Annotated in this window: 20 protein-coding genes; 10 read left to right on the forward strand and 10 right to left on the reverse strand. The window is 69.7% G+C overall.

Features of this window, described 5'->3' with window-relative positions:
• Positions 1-44: 44 nt before the first annotated feature.
• The 6 genes from FCN22_RS00530 to rfbB are packed head-to-tail and all read right to left on the reverse strand — an operon-like array spanning position 45 to position 6,397.
• Positions 45-1,295: a sulfate adenylyltransferase subunit 1 gene (locus FCN22_RS00530; RefSeq protein ID WP_137119577.1), complete on the reverse strand. Its 1,251-nt coding sequence runs from the start codon at positions 1,293-1,295 to the stop codon at positions 45-47.
• Positions 1,296-1,298: 3 nt separating this feature from the next.
• A complete protein-coding gene (gene cysD / locus FCN22_RS00535) occupies positions 1,299-2,210 on the reverse strand; it encodes a sulfate adenylyltransferase subunit CysD (RefSeq protein ID WP_137119578.1) in 912 nt (303 codons plus the stop codon).
• Between the two features lie 46 nt (positions 2,211-2,256).
• A complete protein-coding gene (locus FCN22_RS00540) occupies positions 2,257-3,225 on the reverse strand; it encodes a sulfite exporter TauE/SafE family protein (protein ID WP_137119579.1) in 969 nt (322 codons plus the stop codon).
• Positions 3,222-4,517 carry an adenylyl-sulfate kinase gene (gene cysC, locus FCN22_RS00545; RefSeq protein ID WP_238384429.1) on the reverse strand — a complete coding sequence of 432 codons (1,296 nt, stop codon included), beginning with the start codon at positions 4,515-4,517 and terminating at the stop codon, positions 3,222-3,224. The genes FCN22_RS00540 and cysC overlap by 4 nt, the downstream gene beginning before the upstream one ends.
• Positions 4,518-4,553: 36 nt before the next feature.
• On the reverse strand, positions 4,554-5,402 hold the full coding sequence (gene rfbD, locus FCN22_RS00550) for a dTDP-4-dehydrorhamnose reductase (protein ID WP_137119581.1): 849 nt from the start codon (positions 5,400-5,402) through the stop codon (positions 4,554-4,556).
• Complete coding sequence (rfbB, locus tag FCN22_RS00555) at positions 5,402-6,397, reverse strand: dTDP-glucose 4,6-dehydratase (RefSeq protein WP_137119582.1); 996 nt, start codon at positions 6,395-6,397, stop codon at positions 5,402-5,404. Before rfbB ends, rfbD begins: the two co-directional genes overlap by 1 nt.
• 69 nt (positions 6,398-6,466) lie before the next feature.
• Here rfbB and rfbA point away from each other — a divergent pair, with 69 nt between their 5' ends.
• From rfbA to FCN22_RS00570, 3 genes are read left to right on the forward strand one after another with little or no spacing between them, the layout of a single operon-like run.
• Positions 6,467-7,342: a glucose-1-phosphate thymidylyltransferase RfbA gene (gene rfbA, locus FCN22_RS00560; RefSeq protein ID WP_137119583.1), complete on the forward strand. Its 876-nt coding sequence runs from the start codon at positions 6,467-6,469 to the stop codon at positions 7,340-7,342.
• Positions 7,342-7,938, forward strand: coding sequence for a dTDP-4-dehydrorhamnose 3,5-epimerase family protein (locus FCN22_RS00565; protein ID WP_137119584.1), 597 nt, complete (start codon positions 7,342-7,344; stop codon positions 7,936-7,938). The genes rfbA and FCN22_RS00565 overlap by 1 nt, the downstream gene beginning before the upstream one ends.
• Before the next feature lie 51 nt (positions 7,939-7,989).
• Positions 7,990-8,754 (forward strand): glycerophosphodiester phosphodiesterase, encoded by a 765-nt coding sequence (locus tag FCN22_RS00570; RefSeq protein ID WP_137119585.1) that lies wholly within the window; start codon positions 7,990-7,992, stop codon positions 8,752-8,754.
• A 26-nt stretch (positions 8,755-8,780) separates the two neighbouring features.
• On the opposite strand, the gene FCN22_RS00575 is transcribed toward FCN22_RS00570, so the two are convergent.
• Complete coding sequence (locus FCN22_RS00575; protein ID WP_137119586.1) at positions 8,781-9,410, reverse strand: sulfotransferase family 2 domain-containing protein; 630 nt, start codon at positions 9,408-9,410, stop codon at positions 8,781-8,783.
• 559 nt (positions 9,411-9,969) lie between these two features.
• Complete coding sequence (gene lhgD / locus FCN22_RS00585; RefSeq protein WP_137119588.1) at positions 9,970-11,166, reverse strand: L-2-hydroxyglutarate dehydrogenase; 1,197 nt, start codon at positions 11,164-11,166, stop codon at positions 9,970-9,972.
• A 77-nt stretch (positions 11,167-11,243) separates the two neighbouring features.
• Between lhgD and FCN22_RS00590 the strand changes: the two genes are divergently transcribed.
• The gene (locus FCN22_RS00590; RefSeq protein WP_162308088.1) at positions 11,244-12,191 is read left to right on the forward strand and encodes a lysylphosphatidylglycerol synthase transmembrane domain-containing protein; all 948 of its coding nucleotides are present in this window, start codon (positions 11,244-11,246) and stop codon (positions 12,189-12,191) included.
• A 267-nt stretch (positions 12,192-12,458) separates the two neighbouring features.
• Positions 12,459-13,349 (forward strand): DUF559 domain-containing protein, encoded by an 891-nt coding sequence (locus tag FCN22_RS00595; protein WP_137119590.1) that lies wholly within the window; start codon positions 12,459-12,461, stop codon positions 13,347-13,349.
• Positions 13,350-13,607: 258 nt separating this feature from the next.
• Here FCN22_RS00595 and FCN22_RS00600 read toward each other — a convergent pair whose 3' ends face one another.
• Both FCN22_RS00600 and FCN22_RS00605 read right to left on the reverse strand, forming a co-directional pair.
• The gene (locus tag FCN22_RS00600) at positions 13,608-14,699 is read right to left on the reverse strand and encodes an inositol-3-phosphate synthase (protein WP_137119591.1); all 1,092 of its coding nucleotides are present in this window, start codon (positions 14,697-14,699) and stop codon (positions 13,608-13,610) included.
• A gap of 3 nt (positions 14,700-14,702) precedes the next feature.
• Positions 14,703-15,395, reverse strand: a complete 693-nt coding sequence (locus FCN22_RS00605; RefSeq protein WP_137119592.1) for a PadR family transcriptional regulator — start codon at positions 15,393-15,395, stop codon at positions 14,703-14,705.
• A gap of 282 nt (positions 15,396-15,677) precedes the next feature.
• Between FCN22_RS00605 and FCN22_RS00610 the strand changes: the two genes are divergently transcribed.
• The 5 genes from FCN22_RS00610 (at position 15,678) to rpsF (ending at position 21,491) form a co-directional block, all read left to right on the forward strand.
• On the forward strand, positions 15,678-17,972 hold the full coding sequence (locus FCN22_RS00610; RefSeq protein ID WP_137119593.1) for a transglycosylase domain-containing protein: 2,295 nt from the start codon (positions 15,678-15,680) through the stop codon (positions 17,970-17,972).
• 9 nt (positions 17,973-17,981) lie between these two features.
• Positions 17,982-19,304 carry a glycosyltransferase family protein gene (locus FCN22_RS00615; RefSeq protein ID WP_137119594.1) on the forward strand — a complete coding sequence of 441 codons (1,323 nt, stop codon included), beginning with the start codon at positions 17,982-17,984 and terminating at the stop codon, positions 19,302-19,304.
• A gap of 26 nt (positions 19,305-19,330) precedes the next feature.
• A complete protein-coding gene (locus tag FCN22_RS00620; protein ID WP_162308089.1) occupies positions 19,331-20,191 on the forward strand; it encodes a MerR family transcriptional regulator in 861 nt (286 codons plus the stop codon).
• 152 nt (positions 20,192-20,343) lie between these two features.
• A complete protein-coding gene (locus FCN22_RS00625) occupies positions 20,344-21,075 on the forward strand; it encodes a transglutaminase-like domain-containing protein (protein WP_137119596.1) in 732 nt (243 codons plus the stop codon).
• Between the two features lie 128 nt (positions 21,076-21,203).
• On the forward strand, positions 21,204-21,491 hold the full coding sequence (gene rpsF / locus FCN22_RS00630; protein ID WP_137119597.1) for a 30S ribosomal protein S6: 288 nt from the start codon (positions 21,204-21,206) through the stop codon (positions 21,489-21,491).
• The last annotated feature ends 8 nt before the right edge of the window (positions 21,492-21,499 follow it).

A 21,499-nucleotide genomic window follows, 5' to 3' on the forward strand; every position in this document is an offset into this window, starting at 1 on the left:
GCCCCCGCGCGTTCCTCTTGCGGAGGGGAGTCGTGGCGAGCGATTCAGTTGGCGTCGTTGATCATGCCGGCGCCGACGGTGTTCCCGGTGGCCTCGTCGATCAGGATGAACGCACCGGTGGTGCGGTTCTTGTCGTAAGGATCGCACAGCAGCGGGACCGCGCTGCGGAACTGGACCCGACCGATCTCGTTGAGGCCCAGCTCGCCGGTCTCCATGTCGCGGTGGAGCGTGTTGATGTCCAGGCGGTACTGGATGCTCTTGATCAAGACCTTCCCCGTGCGGGTCGTGTGCTTGATCGCCAGCTTCTGCCGCGGTCGCAGGGGCTCGTTGGTCATCCAGCAGACCATCGCGTCGATGTTCTGGCTGGGCGTGGGGGAGTTCTTCGGCCGGCAGATCATGTCGCCGCGGGAGACGTCGAGGTCGTCCTCGAGCCGGACGGTGACCGACATGGGCGGATAGGCCTCGGAGACCTCCTTGTCGAAGACGTCGATGGCCTTGATCCTGCTCGTCATCCCGCTGGGGAGGACCTGCACCTCGTCACCAGGCTTGAGCACGCCTCCGGCGACCTGCCCGGCATACCCGCGGTAGTCGTGGAACTCGTCCGACTTGGGCCGGATGACGTACTGCACCGGGAAGCGCGAGTCGATCATGTCGCGGTCGGAGGCCACGTGGACGTTCTCGAGGTGGTGGATCAGCGACGTGCCGGCATACCAGGGCATGTTCTCGGAGCGGGTGACCACGTTGTCACCCTTGAGCGCGGACATCGGGATGATGGTCAGGTCGGGGATCGCCAGCTTGGTCGCGAACGAGCCGAACTCCTTGGCGATCTTGTTGAAGACGTCCTCGTCGTAGTCGACGAGGTCCATCTTGTTCACCGCGAGGACCAGGTGGGGGACGCGTAGGAGCGACAGCAGCACCGCGTGGCGACGGGACTGCTCGGTCAGGCCGTTGCGCGCGTCGACGAGCACCAGGCCCAGGTCCGCCGTGGACGCACCGGTCACCATGTTGCGGGTGTACTGGATGTGCCCGGGCGTGTCGGCGATGATGAACTTGCGCTTGGGGGTGGCGAAGTAGCGGTAGGCCACGTCGATCGTGATTCCCTGCTCCCGCTCGGACCGGAGTCCGTCGGTGAGCAGCGCCAGGTCGGTGTAGTCGTAGCCGCGCGACTTGCTGGTCGTCTCGACCGCACTCATCTGGTCCTCGAAGATCGCCTTCGAGTCGAGCAGCAGGCGCCCGATGAGGGTGGACTTGCCGTCGTCGACCGACCCGGCTGTGGCAAAACGGAGCAGATCCATGGTTTAGAAGTAGCCCTCTCGCTTGCGGTCTTCCATTGCGGCCTCGGAGAAGCGGTCGTCGCCGCGGGTGGCACCCCGCTCGGTGACCGTGGCGACCGCGATCTCGTCGATGATCTCGTCGACGGTCGCGGCCTCCGACTTCACGCAGCCGGTCAGGGTCATGTCACCGACGGTGCGGAAGCGCACCATCTCCTTGGTGATCGACTCACCCTTCTTGGGCTGCACCGCGTCGGAGGCGGACAGCAACATGCCGTCGCGGGCGATGACCTCGCGCTCGTGGGCGAAGTAGATGGACGGCACCTCGATGCCCTCGCGGCCGATGTAGTGCCAGATGTCGAGCTCGGTCCAGTTGGACAGCGGGAAGACCCGCATGTGCTCGCCCTCGTGCAGCTTGCCGTTGTAGAGGTTCCACAGCTCGGGGCGCTGGTTCTTGGGGTCCCACTGGCCGAAGTCGTCGCGGTGGGAGTAGACGCGCTCCTTCGCCCGGGCCTTCTCCTCGTCGCGGCGTCCGCCACCGAACGCGGCCGTGAAGCCTTCACGCTCGATCGCGTCCAGCAGGGTGCCGATCTGCAGGCGGTTGCGGCTCGTCTTGCCGTCGTCGACGACGACACCGTTCGCGATGGCATCGTCGACCGAGGCGATGATCATGCGCACGCCTAGGCGGTAGACCCATCGGTCACGGGTCTCGATGACCTCGGGGAAGTCGAAGCCGGTGTCGACCTGCATCACCGGGAAGGGGACGCGCGCCGGGTAGAAGGCCTTCTCCGCCAAGCGCAGCATGACGATCGAGTCCTTGCCGCCGGAAAAGAGCAGCACCGGCTTGCGGAACTCCGCCGCCACCTCGCGGAAGATGTGGATCGACTCCGACTCGAGCTCGTCGAGCTGGCTCATCCGGTAGTCAGTGTGCACAGCCATCGTCAGGTGGTTCCCTCCTCGTGGATGGCCGCAACTCTACACACGCTCAGGTTCGCTCCGACGGACGAGTCGGGGAAGTCGGCTCGTCGTGGGACGGGGCCGCGACCGGGAGCGACTCGAAGGGTGCGAGACCGTGCAGCTTGCGAACGCCGCCCCAGATGACCGGACCGAGGATCAACATGCCGGCACCGATCATGCCCACCCACTCCGGCGGGACCTGCAGCATCGAGAGTCCGGTCAGGGACAGCACCATCACGATGCCTCGCCGGATCACCGACTGGGAGACCCAGCTGGCCAGCTTGGCGCCGAGGAAGGTGCCGGGCATCCCCCCGACGATCAACGGGATGAGCACCGCCCAGTCGACCCCCGAGACGATGACGTGGCTGATGGCCGCCGACACGACCAACGGGATGGCCTGCACCAGATCCGTCCCGACCAGGCGCCGCGGCGACATGCGGGGATAGAGCAGCACGAGCGCCACCATGATGAGTGATCCCGAGCCGACCGAGGTCAGGCCCACCAGCAGCCCGCCGGTGGCCCCGATCAGGAAGGTGGGGAGCGGCTTGACCGGAGGCTCCGGCCGGCCGGCGTGCTCGCCGCCCTCGTGCAGGTTCTTCACCATCTGCAGGTACATCCGCAGGGCGTAGGTCGATGCCGTGATCAGCAGGGTGACGCCGATGGCGAGCTTGATGAACTGCTCCTGTGCCTCGCCGGCCGCCACGGCCTTGATGATGAACGCGCCGGCGAAGGCTGTCGGTACCGAGCCGGCGATCAACCAGGCGGCCAGCTTCAGATGAGGTGAGCCACCCTTCCAGTGCACCGCGGCCCCGACGCTCTTGTTGAACGCGGCCGAGACGAGGTCGTTGGCCACGGCAGCCGAGGGCGGCACGCCGAGCAGGATCAGCGCCGGGGTCATCAGGGCACCACCGCCCATCCCCGTCAGCCCGATGACGATGCCGACCAGGAAGCTGACCACCAGCAGCGAGAGCGCGGTCGTGGTCAGCAGGTCACTCATCGCCCACCCCGGCCCGCCGGGCTCTCGGTCGGGTCGGCGTCGAGGTCGACCAGGCCGTCTTCAGCCAGCAGCCCGAGCACGTCATCGACCACCTCGTCGACCGTCCGCCCGGTGGTGTCGACCCGCAGGTCGGCATCATCGGGCTCCTCGTAGGGCGAGGAGATACCGGTGAAGTCCGGTATGTCGCCCCGCCGCGCCTTCGCGTAGAGGCCCTTGCGGTCCCGCCGCTCGCACTCCTGCAGTGGCGTGGCGACGTGGACGAGGACGAAGGCGCCACCGGTCGCATCGACCATCCGACGCACGGCGGCCCGGGTGGAGGCGAACGGGGCGATCGGGCTGCAGATGGCCGCGCCTCCGTGGCGGGCGATCTCCGCGGCGACCCACCCGATCCGGCGGATGTTGGTCTCGCGGTCCTCCCGCGAGAACGTCAGGCCCGCCGACAGGTTGCGCCGCACGACGTCACCATCGAGCAGCGTCACGGTGCGGTGGCCCTCGGCGACGAGCCGGTCGCGCACGCCCCGGGCCACGGTCGACTTGCCGCTGCCGGACAGCCCGGTGAAGAACAGCACCATCCCGCGGGCGGTGCCGGTCGGGCGGTCGGACCGCACCACCGCCTCGATCGTGGCCGGCAGGGGTCCCTCACCGACCGTCTCGAGGACCTCGGCCGGGGCGTAGGCCCGGACGACGCGGTCCTGCACCGCGCCGTCGCCCCCCGCCCGGTCACGCCGGGCGAGTGGCACCGCGACGACGCGCGCGTTCCCGATCAGGCCGGCGGCCGCGAGACTGGCCCGGATCAGGCCGGTGGCGGACAGACCCTCGGGGCGCCCCTCGCCGACCAGCGCGAGCAGCAGCACCGGCCGCCCGGCTGCGGCCCCGGTGATGTGGTCGATGTCCTGCTCGGTCAACGGCCGCGCGCTGGGCACCGTGATGGTCTCGGGCGGGAGCCCCGTCCGGAGCTGCTCAGGGGCAAGGTAGAGGTGGTCGAAGACCCGCCCCTCACGACGGGTGAGTCCCCGCACCGCTCCGACGAGGCCGACGGTGGCTGCGTCCTCCTCGAAGGTGTCCTGGATCTCGAGGGAGGCGAGCGGCACCCCTTCGGGATCGACCAGCTCGACGGTCGTGCCGCGCGACAGCGTCGAGGCCAGGTCGCGGGACGTGGTGAGGATCACGCCCGTCTCCGGTGTCCCGAATCCGCGGAGCGGGGCGAGGGCCCCGGTCGTCAGCAGCTCGAGGTCGTCGAGCTCGCCGGCGGACGGCGCCAGCTGGACAGTGTTGCCGTCGGCCGTGTTCACGCCGGGCATTCTGTCATCCGCGTCCCGCCTCGGCACTCACGTGGGCACGACGCGCGGGAGCGCTTCCGTCAGCGCGTCGCGCCAGTCGCGGACGGGCGCCCGACCGACGCGTTGCCAGGCGTCGTGGCCCAGCACGCTGTATGCCGGTCGCGGCGCCGGACGCGGGAAGGCGGCGGTGGTGGTGGGGCGGACCCGGTCGGGGTCGAGACCGAGGCCGGTGAAGATCGCGCGGGTGAACTCGAACCACGTGGTCGATCCGGAGGACGTCGCGTGGTAGGCGCCGGGGGGTGCCTCCGCCTCGACGAGCCGCAGGATCGCGTCCGCCACGTCGACGGTCCAGGTGGGTTGCCCTTCCTGGTCGTCCACGACGTCGAGGGTGTCATGATCGCCGGCGAGCCGGGCCATCGTCTTGACGAAGTTGCCACCGTGCTCGCCGTAGAGCCAGGCGGTGCGGACCACCAGTGAGTCGGGGCACAGCGCCCGCACGGCCCACTCCCCGGCGGCCTTCGTCCGTCCGTAGGCGGAGCGTGGAGCCAGAGGCGCGTCCTCGGCATACGGGCTGGTGGCGTCTCCGGCGAAGACGTAGTCGGTGGAGACCTGCACGAGCCTGGCTCCGGCGCGCTCGCACGCGCGGGCGAGGTTGCCGGCCCCGATCGCGTTGATGGCGAAGGCGTCCGGTTCGTGGCTCTCCGCGTCGTCCACCGCGGTCCAGGCGGCGGTGTTGACCACGACGTCGTGCGAGGACACCTCAGCCAGGCAGGCGTCCGGGTCGGTGACGTCGAGGTCGAGGCGGGCGGCCGCGGTGACATCGTGCCCGGCGGACCGGGCGGCAGCCACGACGTCCTGCCCGAGCATGCCGCCGGCACCGGTGACCAGCCAGCTCATCAGCGGCCCAGCCGTTCGTAGCGCGCCTCGGCGACCACCTTGGCCGTGCGCCACCAGTCCTGGTTGTCGCGGTACCAGGCGATGGTGTCCTCGAGCCCAGAACGGACGTCCGGGTGGGTGGGTTGCCAATCGGTCTCGCGGCGGAGCTTGGTGGAGTCGATGGCATAGCGCAGGTCGTGGCCGGGGCGGTCCGGGACGTGGTCGAACCAGTCGGCGGGCTTGTCCATGAGCTCGAGGATGAGCGCAATCATGTCGCGGTTGTTCATCTCGCCGTCGGCGCCGATCAGATAGGTTTCGCCGAGCCGTCCCTGCTCGAGGATGGCGATCACGGCGTCGTTGTGGTCGTCGACGTGGATCCAGTCACGCACGTTGGTGCCCTCGCCATACAGCTTCGGCTTGACGCCGTCGAGGATGCCTGTGATCTGCCGGGGGATGAACTTCTCCACGTGCTGGCGGGGGCCGTAGTTGTTGGAGCAGTTGGACAGGGTCGCCTGGAGGCCGAACGAGCGGATCCAGGCACGGACCAGCAGGTCGGCGCTGGCCTTGGACGCGGAGTAGGGGCTCGACGGGTTGACCGGCGTCTCCTCGGTGAACCGGGCCGGGTCGTCGAGGGCGAGGTCGCCGTAGACCTCGTCGGTGGAGACGTGGTGGATCCGCTTGTCGTGCCGTCGCACCGCCTGGATCAGTTGGTAGGTGCCGACGATGTTGGTCTCGATGAAGGGCCACGGGTCCTCGAGCGAGTTGTCGTTGTGCGAGTCCGCGGCGAAGTGGACGACCAGGTCGTGCGCGGCCACCAGCTCGTCCACCACGGCGGGGTCGCTGACCGAGCCCTTCACCACATCGATGTCGTCGATGACCGGGTCCAACGAGGAGAGGTTCGCGGCATACGTCATCGCGTCGAGCACGGTGAGCTGCCAGTCGGGTCGCACCTGCCGGGACCGAATGACGAAGTTGCTGCCGATGAACCCGGCCGCGCCGGTGACGAGGACCTTCATGGGAGCGAGGCTAGTCGACCCGTTCGGATCACCCGGGTCGTCAGCCAACCGGCCGATAGGGTCGCACCCATGAAGGGCATCATCCTGGCAGGGGGCTCCGGCACGCGCCTGCACCCGATCACCAAGGCGATCAGCAAGCAGCTGATGCCGGTCTATGACAAGCCGATGGTCTACTACCCGCTGTCGACACTCATGATGGCCGGCGTCCGCGAGGTGCTGGTCATCACGACGCCCCACGACTCGGCTGCGTTCCGGCAGCTGCTCGGCGACGGCTCGACGTGGGGGATGAGCCTGGAGTATGCCATCCAGCCGAGCCCGGACGGGCTGGCGCAGGCCTTCATCATCGGCGCGGAGTTCATCGGCGACGACACTGTCGCGCTGGTCCTGGGAGACAACATCTTCCACGGTCCCGGCCTCGGCACCTCGCTCCGCGCCAACACCGACGTAAGGGGCGGTCACATCTTCGCCCAGCACGTCTCCGAGCCGCGCGCCTACGGCGTCGTGGAGTTCGACCTCGACGGCACGGTGCGGTCGATCGAGGAGAAGCCCGCGCGGCCGAAGTCGCGCTATGCCGTGCCGGGGCTCTACTTCTACGACAACTCGGTGGTCGAGATCGCGCGCAACCTGAAGCCGAGCGAGCGCGGCGAGCTGGAGATCACCGGCGTCAACCAGGCCTACCTGGAGCAGGGCACCCTGACCGTCACGACCCTGCCCCGGGGCACGGCCTGGTTCGACACCGGCACCTTCCAGGGCCTGTTGGACGCGAGCCAGTTCGTGGCCGTCGTCGAGGCCAGGCAGGGCCAGAAGATCGGTTGTGTGGAGGAGATCGCCTGGCGCAACCACTGGCTGGACGACGACGAGTTCGCTGCTCTGGGCCGGTCTTTGGTCAAGAGCGGCTACGGCACCTACATGCTGAGCCTCCTGGGCGACACGGAGGTGCCGTGATGGACATCCGACCGCTGCGCATCGAGGGTGCCCACGAGATCACCCCGAGGCAGTTCCCCGACGGGCGGGGCGTGTTCCTCGAGTCCTTCCGCGGCGACCGCCTCGCCGAGGTGATCGGCCACCGCCCGGACATCATCCAGACCAACGTCTCGGTGTCGTCGCGCGGGACGGTGCGCGGCATCCACTTCGCGGATGTCCCGCCCTCGCAGGCCAAGTACGTCACGGCACTGTCGGGGTCGTTCATCGACTTCGTCATCGACATCAGGGTCGGCTCCCCCACGTTCGGGGAGTGGGACTCGGTGCTGCTCGACACCAGGGACCGCCGGGCCATCTACCTCTCCGAGGGTCTCGGCCACGCGATCTGTGCCCTGGAGGACGACTCCACGGTGATGTACCTGTGCACGGCCACATACAACCCCGGGCGCGAACACGGCATACACCCCCTCGACCCGGAGATCGGGCTGCGCCTACCGGACGGCCTCGAGCCGGTCCTCTCGGACAAGGACGGCGCAGCGCCCACCCTCGCGGCGGCACGGAGCGAGGGTCTGCTGCCCGATCATGCGCAGTGCCAGGCGTATGTCGCGTCGCTCACCTGAACCTCCTGGGGAATCCCACATCGCGGGCCAGTCCTTGTTAGCGTGAGGGTGATGAGCATCTTCGGCGGACGGCCGACCATCCTCGGACATCGCGGGCTCGGTGCTGGCGTGGTCGACGGCCACGCGGAAAACACACCCGACTCGTTCCGCGGGGCCGTGAAGGAGGGGTTGCGCTGGATCGAGACCGATGTGCGCCGCACCCTCGACAACGCGCTGGTGGTCGGGCACAACCCGAGCCTGCACGACGGGTCCTTCCTCGAACAGCTCACCCTGGCGCAGGCGCGCGAGCTCGGGGTGCTGACCATCGAGGAGCTGCTCGAGGAGCTGCCGGACAACATCGGCGTCAACCTCGACGTCAAGAGCTGCCTCGAGGACGCCCTGCGGCCACCCGACCAGACCACGGCCGCGATGGTCGCGCCGTTGGCCAGGCAGATCTCGCGGGAGCGGCCGTTCCTGCTCTCGTCCTTCGACGCCTCGGTCGTCCTCCTGGTGCGCGAACGCGCGCCCGAGGTGCCCTTGGGCCTTCTGACGTGGTTCACCTTCCCGCTGCGCAAGGCCATCGCGGCGGCGGCGCAGCTCCACGTCGAGGTGGTCAGCGCCCAGGTGGGGTCATTCCTGCGCCGGAGCGTGGAACCGAAGCTGCCGCAGGTCTCCAACGACTACGCCGTGGACGTGGCGCACCGTGCCGGGCTCGAGGTCATGTGCTGGTGCCCCGACCTCGAGGACGCGCGAGACCTCTTCGAGGCGGGGGTCGACGGGGTCGTGGTCAACGACGTGCCGCGCGCACTCGAGGGTCTGCGTGGGGTCGCTGACTGAGTCCACCCCGGGACGCTGCTCGGCGGTCAGGCGGTATAGCCGAACCGCTCGTAGTCGGCCCGGTAGAACTCCTGGATCTGCGTCAGCAGCGACGGCGTGATCTCGACGTCCTTGCTGGAGTAACCGGCGCTGTGCGCGCCCTCTCTCACCCGTGGGACGTCGCGCGTCAACCCGAGGTCGTGGGTCTGGTCGAGCTTTTCGACGATGGCGCTGAGGCCGTCCTCGAAGTAGTGCACCTCGGCCTCCTGCAGGTAGAAGTCCGCCTGGGGCCGAATGTGGTTGTCGTGCAGGTGCGGGTCGACCTTGCATTTCGCGAAGTTCTGCTGTGCCCACGCCTCCACGCGTGCCCCGTCCACCCCGACCTCCCTGCGGCGGGTGCGCCACAGGTACTCCGACTGCAACCGGCGCACGGGGTCGCGCACCATCATGAACACGAGGTCGAAACGGTCGATCCGAAACAACATCCGCAGCAGCTCCGCCTCCATGTGCTGCGGTGTGCTCCGGCGGAGGTGGTTCATGTTGTCCCGACCCATCCGGCCGTCGAGGTAGGTCGTGACGTAGCCACTGTTCTTGAAGACCCGCTCGATGGTGGAACCGCCGGTCTTCGGCACGTGCACGAACAGGATCTTTCGTCCGTCCTTGCGGAACACGGGCATGGCACGGCTGCTTTCTGCGCTGGGACGAAGTGCGACGGTCTATGGAGCGTCGGCTCCGTAGGATACGACGCCACCCAGTCTCGGTGCGCACAGGCTGACGTCACCGGGCGACCCTCGAGGGGTGCCGTGGAGCCGCGATCCTCGCTACCCTTCTGGGGTGAGTGCGCCAGGTGTCGGTGTGCAAGGGCTCGCTGAGCAGGAGGGACGAGCCGGCGGCGCCGTCGGCACCCTCCCCGAACCGCCCGATCCCGCACCCCCGGGCCCGCCGACGCCGGGGCCGGGCGAGCCGCGCCCTCCAGAGCCGACCCCGCCCGGTCCGCCGGAGCCGACTCCGCCCGCGCCCACACCCCCCGGGCCGGGCGAGCCCCGCCCACCCCAGCCAACGCCGCCCGCGCCCACGCCACCTGGTCCAGGCGAGCCCGGCCGACCCGAGCCGGTTCCTCCCGGTCCCCCGGGGCCCGCAGAGCCCGGTCCACCGGAACCCACCCCCGGGCCTGCAGGATCCGCACCGCCCGCGACCGCCCACCCGGCATACCGGCTCGTATGACGCGTGCCCGGCTCAGTCCGCCGGCAGCAGCCCGACGACGTGGTCGGCGATCTCGAAGGCGCTCGTTGCTGCGGGTGACGGCGCGTTGAGCACGTTGACCACGCCGGGTGACCGTTCGATGAGGAAGTCGTCCACCAGCGATCCGTCGCGGCGGAGCGCCTGGGCGCGCACGCCCGGCGTGGCGGGGACGAGGTCGTCGTCGCGGACCTCCGGCACCAGCCGGCGCAGGCTCTCGGCGAACAGGTGACGCGACGCCGACCGGGCCATCTCGGCGGCTCCCGGTCGTGCGTGATGGGCAGCGAGCCGCCAGAAGCCCGGAAAGCCCAGGGTCTGCGCCAGTTCGCGGGGCACGATCCGCCGCCAGCCGTAGCCCTCGCGTGCGAAGGCGAGCACCGCGTTGGGGCCGGCGTGGACCCCGCCGTCCACCCCACGCGTCAGGTGCACGCCGAGGAACGGGAAGCTCGGGTCGGGCACCGGGTAGATGAGCGCCCGGACGAGGTGGCGCCGGTCGGGCCGCAGCTCGAAGTACTCACCGCGGAACGGCACGATCCGGGCACTCGGGTCGGCTCCCAGCCGCCGCGCGACCAGGTCGCTCTGCAACCCCGCGCAGTTGACCACCGCGTCCGCCTCCAGGGTGCCGACGGATGTGGCCAGGCGCAGCCGGTCGCCGGTGCGGGTGGCGCCGAGGGCCTCCGCACCCCGGGTGAGGGTGGCGCCCGCCTGCTCCAACCGGGTGACGAGGGCCTGGCAGACCGCGCTGTAGTCGATGATTCCGGTGCTCGGGACATGCAGCGCCGCAACGGCATTCACGTGCGGCTCGTGCTCCCTGGCTTGGCGCGGCGTGAGCTCGTGCACCTCGATGCCGTTGGCCCGACCCCGCTCGGCGAGCCGCCGCAACCCGGGCAGCTCGTCGTCGGAGGCCGCAACCACGAGCTTGCCGCAGATCTCGTGGGCGATCTTCTCCTCACGCGCGAACCGCACCATCGACGCCGCACCCGCCCGGCACATCACGGCCTTGCGTGAGCCGGGGGCGTAGTAGAGCCCGGAGTGGATCACCCCGCTGTTGCGCCCGGTCTGGTGCCGCGCCCACCCGTCCTCCTTCTCCAGCACCGTGACGTGCCGACCGGGGTGGTCGCGGGTCAGCCGCTCGGACACGGCCAGACCGACGATGCCGCCGCCGATGACGACGGTGTGGGGGGCGTGGGTCATGGCCACTACGCTACAAACACGCGGACACCGAGGAGGGACATGCCGCAGCTGCGGTGCCGAGTCGACGTGGTGGATGGGTGAGGCCGAGCCTGTCGCGACTGGTCAAGGTCCTCCGTCCGGTGCTGGCGGTCCTGGTCGTCGCGGCCCTTGTCTACGCGATCGTGACGCAGTGGGCCGAGGTGCGTGTCGCGATTCGCGCCATCCCGGTCTCCGGCCTCGCCCTGTCGACCGTCGCCGTGCTGGTCGGCAGCGTGACCGCGATGCTGTCGTGGCGGGCGCTGCTCGCCGACGAGGGACACCCCCTCCGGGTGGTCGATGCGGGCCGCATCTTCCTGGTCGGCCAGCTCGGCAAGTACCTCCCCGGCAGCGTCTGGTCGGTCGTGGTGCAGATGGAGCTCGCCACTCGCTCCGGAGTTCCGCGCGCACGGACCTTCACGGCGTCCCTGTGCTGGATCGGCCTGACCATCTCGAGCGCGCTGACCGTCGGTGTGATCGGGCTCCCGGCGCTGGCCGCGGCGGACTCGTCATACACGTGGTTCCTGCTGGCGCTGGTGCCGGTTGCGCTGGCCTGTTCGCTCCCGTGGGTGCTGACCCGCCTCGTCAACCTCCTGCTGCGGGCGTTGCGGCGGGCGCCCCTGCCGCGTGCGCTGTCGTGGCGCGGGGTGGGCGAGGCGTTCGGGTGGCTGCTGGCGACCTGGCTGTGCTACGGAGTCTCCCTGTGGCTGCTGGCCGACGCTGTTGGAGCGACGGGGTGGGACGGGTTCCTGCGCTGCCTGGGCGGATTCGCCCTCGCGATGGGAGCCGGCCTGGTCATCGTCGTCGCGCCGTCGGGGGCCGGTGTCCGGGAGGCGATCATCGTCAGCGCGCTCGCCGGCGTGATGGCGTCGGGGGAGGCGCTCGGCATCGCAGTCGTCTCGCGGATGGTCTTCATCGTCACCGACATCGCGCTGGCCGGCGGGGCTGCCCTGTCCGCCTGGCGCCTGCTGCGCCGCCGCCCCACCGAGCCCGCGCCCGACCTCCACTGATCACCCGTGCGCCAACGGGCGCGCGGGGGGTGACACATCGCAAGTCGCGCTGGCACCCCGTCCCCGCTGCGCCTGCCACCTTCCGAGGCGTCAAGCCGCGCTGGCAAAGGTGATCGATGGAGCCTGTATGGCGCTGGCTCGCCCTGGTTTGCCAGCGCGGCTTGACGCCGTGTGCCGGTCTAGCGCCGCCAGTCGGCGTAGGGAGGCGTGGGCCAGGGATGTGGACAACTTCTGCGCGACCTCGCCGCCGTCGGGCAAGTTGCTGGGGTGCAACTGATCGAGGTCCTCGCGCGCGAGGGTGGCATCTGCGGCCGGCCGCAGCTCCTGGTGGTCGCCACAGATCGGCAGATCGCGGCTGCCGTCCGGGCAGGCAGCATCGTTCGCACGCGGCGCGGTCGCTATGCCCTGCCGACCGCGAGCGATCACCTGGCCCGGGCACACCAGATGTCGGCCACGTTGTCGCACCTGAGCGCCGCGATGCACTGGGGCTGGAAGGTCAAGTTCGTGCCGTCGCGAGCGCAGGTCACAGTGGGACGCCACCGAACGGTCAGGAGTGAGGACCAGCGCGAGGTGAGACCGCACTGGAGGGATCTTGCGGAGCGGGACGTGGTCGACGGCGTTACGGAGCCGACGCGGACGGTGCTCGACTGCGCCATGGATCTGCCGTTTGACGTCGCCCTCGCGGTGGCCGACTCAGCACTGCGCTCCGGACTTGTTCGCAAGCGGGTCCTCGTCCAGGAAGCCAGCGAGCTTCGTGGACGTGGTTCCGCCAAAGCGCGCAAGGTTGCGACGACCGCCGATCATCGGGCGGCGAACCCCTTCGAGTCGGTCCTACGGTCGATCGCCCTGGAGGTCCCGCACTTTCGGTTCACGCCACAGCTCCAGATCGCTCAACCGGGCTTCTTCGCGATGGTCGACCTCGGAGATCGTCGGACGCGGGTGGTCCTGGAGGCGGACAGCTACGAGTTCCATGCCGGGCGGTCCGAGCATGACGCGGACTGCGAACGCTACGACGACCTGGTCGTGCGCGGATGGATCGTGCTGCGCTTTACGTGGGAGAAGGTCATGCACCGCCCCGAGTACGTGCTCTGGTGCCTTCGGGGCCTCGCAGCTCAACAGCGGGGTGAGGCGGTCCCAGTGCCGGCAGGGCTGCCCTGAGCGGCGACGCCGGACGGCGAGGATTGAGCGGAGCGACCCTGCCGCCAAGAAGCGCGAGCATGGTCAATGAGGCGTCGGCTCACGCTGGCGAACATTGGCGACCAGGCGTCATACGGGTGGATTCTGGTGAGTTCGCCAGCGTGGCTTGACGTTCGCCACCCAAGGATGGGTGAGGGGCGGGGCCGGATGGCCCCGCCCCTCACCTGCGCTCGCTGTGCTGGCTGGAGCCTCAGCGCTCGAGCCTGAGGTCGCGCTTCGTCAGCGCTCGACGGAGCCCTGGATGAATGCCTCCACCTGCGCCCGGCCGATGTCGTCGGGGCGCTGCTCCGGCGGGGACTTCATCAGGTAGGCCGCCGGGGAGAGCAGCGGGCCGCCGATGCCGCGGTCGAGGCCGATCTTGGCCGCCCGGATCGCGTCGATGATGATGCCGGCGCTGTTGGGGGAGTCCCAGACCTCGAGCTTGTACTCCAGGTTGAGCGGCACGTCGCCGAACGCGCGGCCCTCGAGCCGGACGTAGGCCCACTTGCGGTCGTCGAGCCACGCGACGTAGTCGGACGGGCCGATGTGGACGTTGCGGTCACTCTTCTTCCCACCCAGCGGACCGTGCAGGTTGGAGGTGACGCTCTGGGTCTTGGAGACCTTCTTGGACTCCAACCGCTCGCGCTCGAGCATGTTCTTGAAGTCCATGTTGCCGCCGACGTTGAGCTGGTAGGTGCGGTCGAGCACCACGCCGCGGTCCTCGAACAGCTTGGCCATCACCCGGTGGGTGATCGTGGCGCCGACCTGGCTCTTGATGTCGTCCCCGATGATCGGGATGCCCGCCTTCTCGAACTTCGCCGCCCACTCCGGGTCGGATGCGATGAAGACCGGCAGCGCGTTGACGAAGGCCACACCAGCGTCGATCGCGCACTGCGCATAGAACTTGTCGGCCTGCTCCGAGCCCACCGGCAGGTAGGACACGAGCACGTCGACCTTGTTGTCCTTCAACGTCTGCACGATGTCGACCGGCTCGGCGTCGGACTCCTCGATGGTCTCCGAGTAGTACTTGCCGAGACCGTCCTTGGTCACGCCCCGCTGCACGGTGACACCGGTCGGCGGCACGTCGGCGATCTTGATCGTGTTGTTCTCCGAGGCGGTGATGGCCTCGGACAGGTCGAAGCCGACCTTCTTGGCGTCCACGTCGAAGGCCGCCACGAACTCGACGTCGCTGACGTGGTAGTCGCCGAACGTCACGTGCATGAGGCCGGGGACGTCCGTGCCCGGCGCGGCGTCCTTGTAGTACACGACGCCCTGCACCAGCGAGCTGGCGCAGTTGCCGACGCCGACGATGGCGACGCGGATGGAACCCATGGGTTACTCCTTGAGGTGGGAATCAGGTGAGTTGGCTTCCGACGTATGACGGTCGGTCGCCCGGGTGGTCGCCGGCGAGCCGGCAGGGTCCGCGGCGGAGGCGCCCGCAGCGTGTGCCGAACGCTCGGTCTCGATCAGCTCGGTGAGCCAACGGACCTCTCGTTCGGTGGAATCGAAGCCGTGCCTCTGCAGCTCGGCGGTGTAGGCGTCGGCGCGCTCGCGACGCTGCCGGCTGGAGGCCCGCAGGTCGTCGAGGCGCTCCTCGAGCCGGCTGCGCCGACCTTCGAGGATGCGCAGCCGCACGTCGGTGTCGGTGCGCCCGAAGAACGCGAAGTGCACGTCGAACGTGCCGTCCTCCCAGGCCGACGGACCCGAGCGAGTCAGCAGCTCCTGGAACTGGTCCTTGCCCTCGGGCGTCAGCTCGTAGACGATCCGCGCCCGCTTGCCGCGGCCGCCACCAGCTCCGAGCCCCGCTGACTTATCGGACTGCGCCGCGCCCGGCCCGGCGGAGCCGGCCTCGGCGATCCAGCCGCGCTCGAGCAGCGAACGCAGGCACGGGTAGAGCGTGCCGTAGGAGACGACGCGGAACGCACCGAGCACGGAGGACAGCTGCTTGCGCAGCTCGTAGCCGTGCATCGGGGCGTCGTGCAGCAGCCCGAGGACGGCGAGCTCGAGGATGGCACTGCGCCTGCTCACGCGGGGTCCCCGCGAAGTATCGGAGCGCAGCGGAGAACTTTGTGGGGTTGCCTCACCGGAACTCACCCGCCCGTCCGTCGTTGGATTGATCGTGACCAGGGACCACGGCGATATATCGGATCGATATATCGCTAAGCACGATGGTAGACGGTGACGACCGCGTGCGCCAGTCCGCTCACGCCGCGGCGGGTCCCGCAACGGCATACTGAACGCCGACATACTGGCGGCAGGGGACCCGCTCCCGATCCCTGCTGAACCGCTCACCCGTCCGGAAGTAGGCCCGTGAACCCCAGCTCGAGCAAGCCGTCGGCCACCAAGAAGGGCCAGAAGCGCTCGAAGAAGCGCAAGGCCCTTCTCGGATCCCTGTGGGGTCTGCTGACGCTGATCGTCCTCGGCATCGGCGCCTTCGTGGTGAGCTACCTGGTCATCGACGTCCCCACCCCCAACCAGCTGGCCAACGCCCAGAGCTCGATCGTCTACTACTCCGACGGCAAGACCGTGATGGACCGGATCAGCGCGGCCGGCGGCGCCCGCGAGTCGGTGCCGATCACACAGATCCCCGACACCATGCAGAAGGCGATCCTGGCCGCCGAGGACCGCAGCTTCTACGAGAACAGGGGCATCTCGCCGACCGGCATGGCCCGGGCGCTGTGGAACAACCTCACCGGCGGCTCGACCCAGGGCGGCTCGACGATCACCCAGCAGTACGTCAAGAACTACTTCCTCAGCTCCGACCAGACGATCTCGCGCAAGTGGCGTGAGGCGATCATCTCGATCAAGGTGGACCGGCAGCAGTCCAAGGACACGATCCTGGCCAACTACCTCAACACCATCTACTACGGTCGCGGCGCCTACGGCATCCAGTTCGCCGCCCAGGCCTACTTCCACAAGAACGCCTCGCAGCTCGACCTCAACGAGAGCGCGTTCCTTGCAGGCGTCGTCCGCGGGCCGACCTACTACGACCCGGCCAACGGCCCGAAGGCTGCCGCCGACGCCAAGGCGCGCTGGCAGTACGTCATCAACGGTATGGCGTCCGAAGGCTGGATCACGCCGCAGCAGAAGGCGCGTGCCCACTTCCCGGACGTCAAGAAGCCGCAGCGCTCGGGGGACGCGGGCCCGAAGGGCTATATCACCGCCGAGGTGCGCAACGAGCTCAAGAACAAGCTCAAGCTGAGCGACGCCGACATCGACCGCGGCGGGTTGCGGGTCACGACGACCATCGACAAGCAGGCACAGGAGGCCGCCGTCGCTGCGGTCGACAAGGACATGCCGACCGGCAAGAACACCGAGCACCTGCGCGTCGGGCTGACCGCGATCAAGCCGGGTGATGGCGCGATCGTGGCGATGTATGGCGGGAAGGACTACTCCAAGAGCCAGTTCAACGCGGCCACGCAAGCCCACATGCAGGCGGGTTCGACGTTCAAGCCGTTCGGTCTGATCGCCGGTCTGCAGGGTGACATCAGCACCCACGACCGCTTCCCGGGTTACAGCCCGCAGTACTTCCCGGAGTTCGAGAGCGCGAGCAACCCCCGGGGCAAGGTCACCAACTTCCAGAACGAGCAGTTCGGCGACATCAACCTGGTGACCGCCACGGCGCACTCGGTCAACACCGTCTTCGTCCAGCTCAACCTCCAGGTCGGCCCCGACAAGACCATGCAGGCAGCCATCGACGCCGGCCTGCCGAAGGACACGCCCGGCCTGCTGCCCAACGCCGCCAACATCCTTGGCACCGCGTCGCCCACCGTGACCAACATGGCGACCGCCTACGCGACGATCGCCGCGCAGGGCAAACGAGGCACGCCATACCTGGTCAGCAGCGTGAAGTCGGTCGACGGTGCCATCGACTACCGGGCCAAGCCGCAGACCCAGGGGGTCTTCGACAAGGACGTCATGGCCGACACGACCAACGCGATGGAGCAGGTCATCCAGCAGGGCAGCGGCCGCACCGCCCAGCGGCTCGGCCGTCCCGCGGCCGGCAAGACCGGCACCTCCAGCGCCAACCTGTCGGTGTGGTTCAACGGGTTCACGCCGCAGCTGACGGCAGCGGTCGGCATGTACAACGACGTCAACGGCACCCCGAAGCCGATGCAGGAGATCGGCGGCTTCGGGGGGCTCACCGGCAGCACCTACCCGACGAGCATCTGGACCGACTTCATGATCGGGGCGCTCAAGGGCGAGAAGGTCGAGCAGTTCCCGCCGCGAGCCGGCGTCAACGACGACAAGGTGCCCACGACGGCGCCGACCACCGCGTCCACCTCGGAGGCGCCGACCACCACGGAGGTGACGACCACCGTGACGTCGACGGCGACCACCGCGGCCACCTCGTCGAGCTCGTCGTCGACCTCGACCGAGACCGCGCCGCCGCCTCCGACGTCCAACTCTGCGCCGAACACAGCGACCGCGTCGAGCACGTCGGAGCCGAGCACGACCAGCACCGCCCGCGGTGGGGACGCGGGCAGCCGCGACCACACGCGGACCGAGCCGCCACCGGCTCCGCTGTCCCCCGAGCCGAGCACCACGTCTCCCGCCGGCGAGGAGAAGGCGGTGCCGGACGACGCGCTCGTCCCAGCGCCGTAGTCTGCCCACATGCCCTCGACCGATCCGGGTCTGGCCCCGTCGCGGCAGGACCGGGTCGTGGCCGCGGCCACCGAGCTCGTCGGCGGTCCGCTGGGAAGCTTCGCGCGCGTGTCGCGGACCTGGCAGCCGGCCGCGGCCGTGCTCGCCGCGCTGTCGAGTGTGTTCATCAGCCTGGGGGTCGCCGAGAAGGCGCACTGCCTCCTCTACGGCTGGAAGGACCCCGACCAGTACTGGCACATGTGCTACTCCGACCTGCCGCTCAGCCTCCCCGGGGTCGGCTCGCACGCGACCCCCTACCTATCCAGCGGTGCCTCGCCGGGTGAGCCGGTCGTCACCGGCTTCGCCACGTGGTTCATCGGCCTGCTCGTGCCGTCGGGGCGGACCGGCTCCGTCCACCAGCAGTGGTTTTTTGCGCTCGCTGCCGTCGCCGTCACCATCCTGCTCATCCTGCTGGTCGTGGTCACCGCAGCCACCGTGCCGGAAACCCCGTGGCGCGCCGCGCACGTCGCGCTGAGCCCCGTCCTGGTGACCGCCGGGCTGGTATCGCTCGACCTGCTGGGCGTGCTGCTGGCCTCGTTGGGTCTGCTGGCCTGGAGCAGGCGTTCGCCGGCACTGGCCGGGGTGGCGCTGGCGCTCGCCGCGCTGGCCCGCACCTACCCGCTGGTCATCATCCTGGCCATCGGCATCGTGGCCTGGCGGGACGGCCACGTGCAGCGCTTCGCCAGGCTGGCCCTGGCGGCGGTCGTCACACTCCTGGTCGTCCTCGTACCGCTGGTCGTCGCCAGTCCCGGCTCAGGGCGCACCGACCCGGTCTTCTCGGCCTACGTCAGCTGGTGGGACGGCGCGGTCAGCTACGGCTCCCCGTGGCTGATCCCCACGCTCTTCGGCCGGGAGCTGCCGGTGACCGTCGTTACCATGCTCGCGGTGCTGGGCTGGATCGCCGCCGTCGCGGTGGGTGCGACCTTCGCGATGGGCCCCGGACGCCGTCCCACCGTCGCGCAGGTGTCCTTCGTGATGGTCGCCATCGTCCTCGTGACCGGCAAGTCGGTCACCCTCCAGTCGGTGCTGTGGCTGCTCCCCCTCATCGCGCTGTGCGGGTTGCGCTGGCGGGACCACCTGATCTGGGCCTCGGTGGAGGTGACGGCGTTCCTCGCGACCTGGCTGTATGCCGCGCAGGCCTTCGACGCCAACCGCGCCCTTCCCGGCCGGGACTACGCGATCTTCCTGGTCGCCCGGATCGTGGCCGTCGCCTGGCTCGGCTACCAGGTCTGGCGCGGCCCCACGGCATACCCACCCCGTCGCTTCCAGCGAGCGCCCGAGGCGTCACGATGACCGGGGGCGAGGGCGATCACCCGTCGATGACGATCAGCTCCTTCGCGCGCGCCACCGGACTGTCGCCGAAGGCCCTGCGCCTGTATGCCGAGTCGGGGCTGCTGCGCCCGGCTCACGTCGATCCCACCAGCGGCTACCGCCACTACCGGCCGGGGCAGGTGCTGCGCGCGCGGCGGATCGGCCTGCTGCGGCGCGCCGGCATGCCGCTGGCCCGGATCGGTGCCGTGCTCGGCCCGGCCGAGCCCGAGCCGTCGACCGAGCCCGAGCCGTCGACCGGGCCAGCCGCCCCGGCCGAGGCCGTGACGGCACTGATGGAGTGGTGGCGCGAGCAGGAATCGGTCGTCGCCGAGCGCCGCGGCCTCGTGGACTACCTGCGGTCCTCCTTGCTGGAGGAGGCCGCACCGGAGCACGAGGTCACCGCGCGGTCGGTCCCCGACCGGTTGGTCGCCACCAGCACCGCGCACGTGACCCAGGCGGACCTGGTCCCCACCATGGGGCGGCTGCGAGATCATCTGCGGTCGCACCTCGACGGCAGTGGCGCGACGCGGGGCGTGGAGTGGTGGGTGATCTACCACGGAGCGGTCACCCCGGACGACGACGGTCCGATCGAGGTGTGTGTCCCCTACGGGGGCTTCGCCTCGCCCGGCCGGGAGGTCGCGCTGCGGGTGGAACGGTCGCACCGCGAGTCGTTCACCCCGCTCCCGGCGGCGGGGTGCCGCTACCCGCACATCCTGCACGCCTTCGATGCGGTCGAACGGTGGACGGCCGAGCGCGGCACCGCGGTCGGCCCGCCCCGCGAGGTCTACCCGGTCGAGTGGGACGACCGGCCGGGCGCCGGACCGGTCGTCGAGATCGTCCAGCCCTTCGAGCCCGACGCTGGACCTTGACCCTGGGGCAGGGCCCACGCTGTCCGACGTGACGACGACTGGAAACCCGCAAGCGACCAAGACCCCTCGAACCATCCCGTCCACCCGGGCGACACCCTCCCGGTGGGCCGAGCACACGGCATACAGCGATCCCGGCCCGTATGCCGCGCGCCGTGCTGCGTCAGCACGGGGTCCCGGCGCGCGGACGGATCGGCTTCGCGGGCTACTTCGCGGACGACTACTGGCATGACCACTTCGTGGTCGAGGCATGGGAGCAGGGCCCGTCCGGTGGCCGGTGGCGGCGGTTCGACCCCGAGGTGACCGAGGCCGACGGGCTGGTGGCGGGTCCGATGGACCTGCCGACGGGGCCGCAGTCGCCCTTCATGACCGCGGCCGAGGCGTGGCTGGCCTGGCGGTCCGGCGACCTCGACGTGACCAGGTTCGGCGCCGGACCGGGCGTGGTCCCGGAGGGACCGTGGTTCCTGCAGGACTACGTGCTGCGCGAGCTCGCCCACCTGCAGGGCGACGAGCTGCTGCTCTGGGACGTCTGGGGCGCGATGTCCGGGCCGGACGCGCCGATCGAGGACGCGGTGCTGGCCATGACCGACGAGGTCGCGGCACTGCTGGTGGCCGCGGACGCAGCCGAAGGAGTCGGGGACCCGGCGGGGAGCCAGGGGAGGACGGCGGGCCTGAACACGGCCAGGAGCCGCCTCGGCGAGTGGTATCGGTCCGACGCACGCCTGCACCCCGGCGGGACGATCCTGCGCTTCGACCCCTTCGCCGGTCCCGGTGAGCCCCCCACCCCGGTCGAGCTCGCGCCCCACGACAGGAGCGGAGAAGGCGTCGGATTTCGTATGGCGGGTGGCCGGCGGGTATCCTCATCCGGTTCGCCCCGGCACCCCTGACCGCCTGCCTGTGGACGGCCCGGACGGGCTGTCACCGACAGATGGCACAGTATGCCGTGGTGGGACGCTGCAACCCTCCTGTCACGGAGAGACCGTGACCGCCAAGACCAAAGGAGGTGGGTTAACGCATGCGTCAGTACGAGCTCATGATCATCCTCGACCCCGATCTCGAGGAGCGCACGATCCAGCCGTCGCTCGACAAGTTCCTCTCCGTCGTCACCAAGGACGGCGGGACCGTGGACAACGTGGACCTCTGGGGTCGTCGCCGGTTGGCGTACGACATCAAGAAGAAGTCCGAGGGCATCTACGCCGTCATCAACATGTCGGCCGAGTCGGCCACCGCCAAAGAACTGGACCGCCAGCTCGGGCTCAACGAGTCCGTCCTGCGGACCAAGCTCCTGCGCCTCGGCGCCTGACTCAAGTA

The organism is Segeticoccus rhizosphaerae (assembly GCF_005222685.1).
Lineage (GTDB): Bacteria > Actinomycetota > Actinomycetes > Actinomycetales > Dermatophilaceae > Segeticoccus > Segeticoccus rhizosphaerae.

Excerpts from the sequence above, each read along its gene's own strand:
- FCN22_RS00530 (WP_137119577.1), bottom strand. The coding sequence starts at position 1,295 with ATGGATCTGCTCCGTTTTGCCACAGCCGGGTCGGTCGACGACGGCAAG.
- cysD (WP_137119578.1), bottom strand. The coding sequence starts at position 2,210 with ATGGCTGTGCACACTGACTACCGGATGAGCCAGCTCGACGAGCTCGAG.
- FCN22_RS00540 (WP_137119579.1), bottom strand. The coding sequence starts at position 3,225 with ATGAGTGACCTGCTGACCACGACCGCGCTCTCGCTGCTGGTGGTCAGC.
- rfbD (WP_137119581.1), bottom strand. The coding sequence starts at position 5,402 with ATGAGCTGGCTGGTCACCGGTGCCGGCGGCATGCTCGGGCAGGACGTC.
- rfbB (WP_137119582.1), bottom strand. The coding sequence starts at position 6,397 with ATGAAGGTCCTCGTCACCGGCGCGGCCGGGTTCATCGGCAGCAACTTC.
- rfbA (WP_137119583.1), top strand. The coding sequence starts at position 6,467 with ATGAAGGGCATCATCCTGGCAGGGGGCTCCGGCACGCGCCTGCACCCG.
- FCN22_RS00565 (WP_137119584.1), top strand. The coding sequence starts at position 7,342 with ATGGACATCCGACCGCTGCGCATCGAGGGTGCCCACGAGATCACCCCG.
- FCN22_RS00570 (WP_137119585.1), top strand. The coding sequence starts at position 7,990 with ATGAGCATCTTCGGCGGACGGCCGACCATCCTCGGACATCGCGGGCTC.
- FCN22_RS00575 (WP_137119586.1), bottom strand. The coding sequence starts at position 9,410 with ATGCCCGTGTTCCGCAAGGACGGACGAAAGATCCTGTTCGTGCACGTG.
- lhgD (WP_137119588.1), bottom strand. The coding sequence starts at position 11,166 with ATGACCCACGCCCCCCACACCGTCGTCATCGGCGGCGGCATCGTCGGT.
- FCN22_RS00600 (WP_137119591.1), bottom strand. The coding sequence starts at position 14,699 with ATGGGTTCCATCCGCGTCGCCATCGTCGGCGTCGGCAACTGCGCCAGC.
- FCN22_RS00615 (WP_137119594.1), top strand. The coding sequence starts at position 17,982 with ATGCCCTCGACCGATCCGGGTCTGGCCCCGTCGCGGCAGGACCGGGTC.
- FCN22_RS00620 (WP_162308089.1), top strand. The coding sequence starts at position 19,331 with ATGACGATCAGCTCCTTCGCGCGCGCCACCGGACTGTCGCCGAAGGCC.
- rpsF (WP_137119597.1), top strand. The coding sequence starts at position 21,204 with ATGCGTCAGTACGAGCTCATGATCATCCTCGACCCCGATCTCGAGGAG.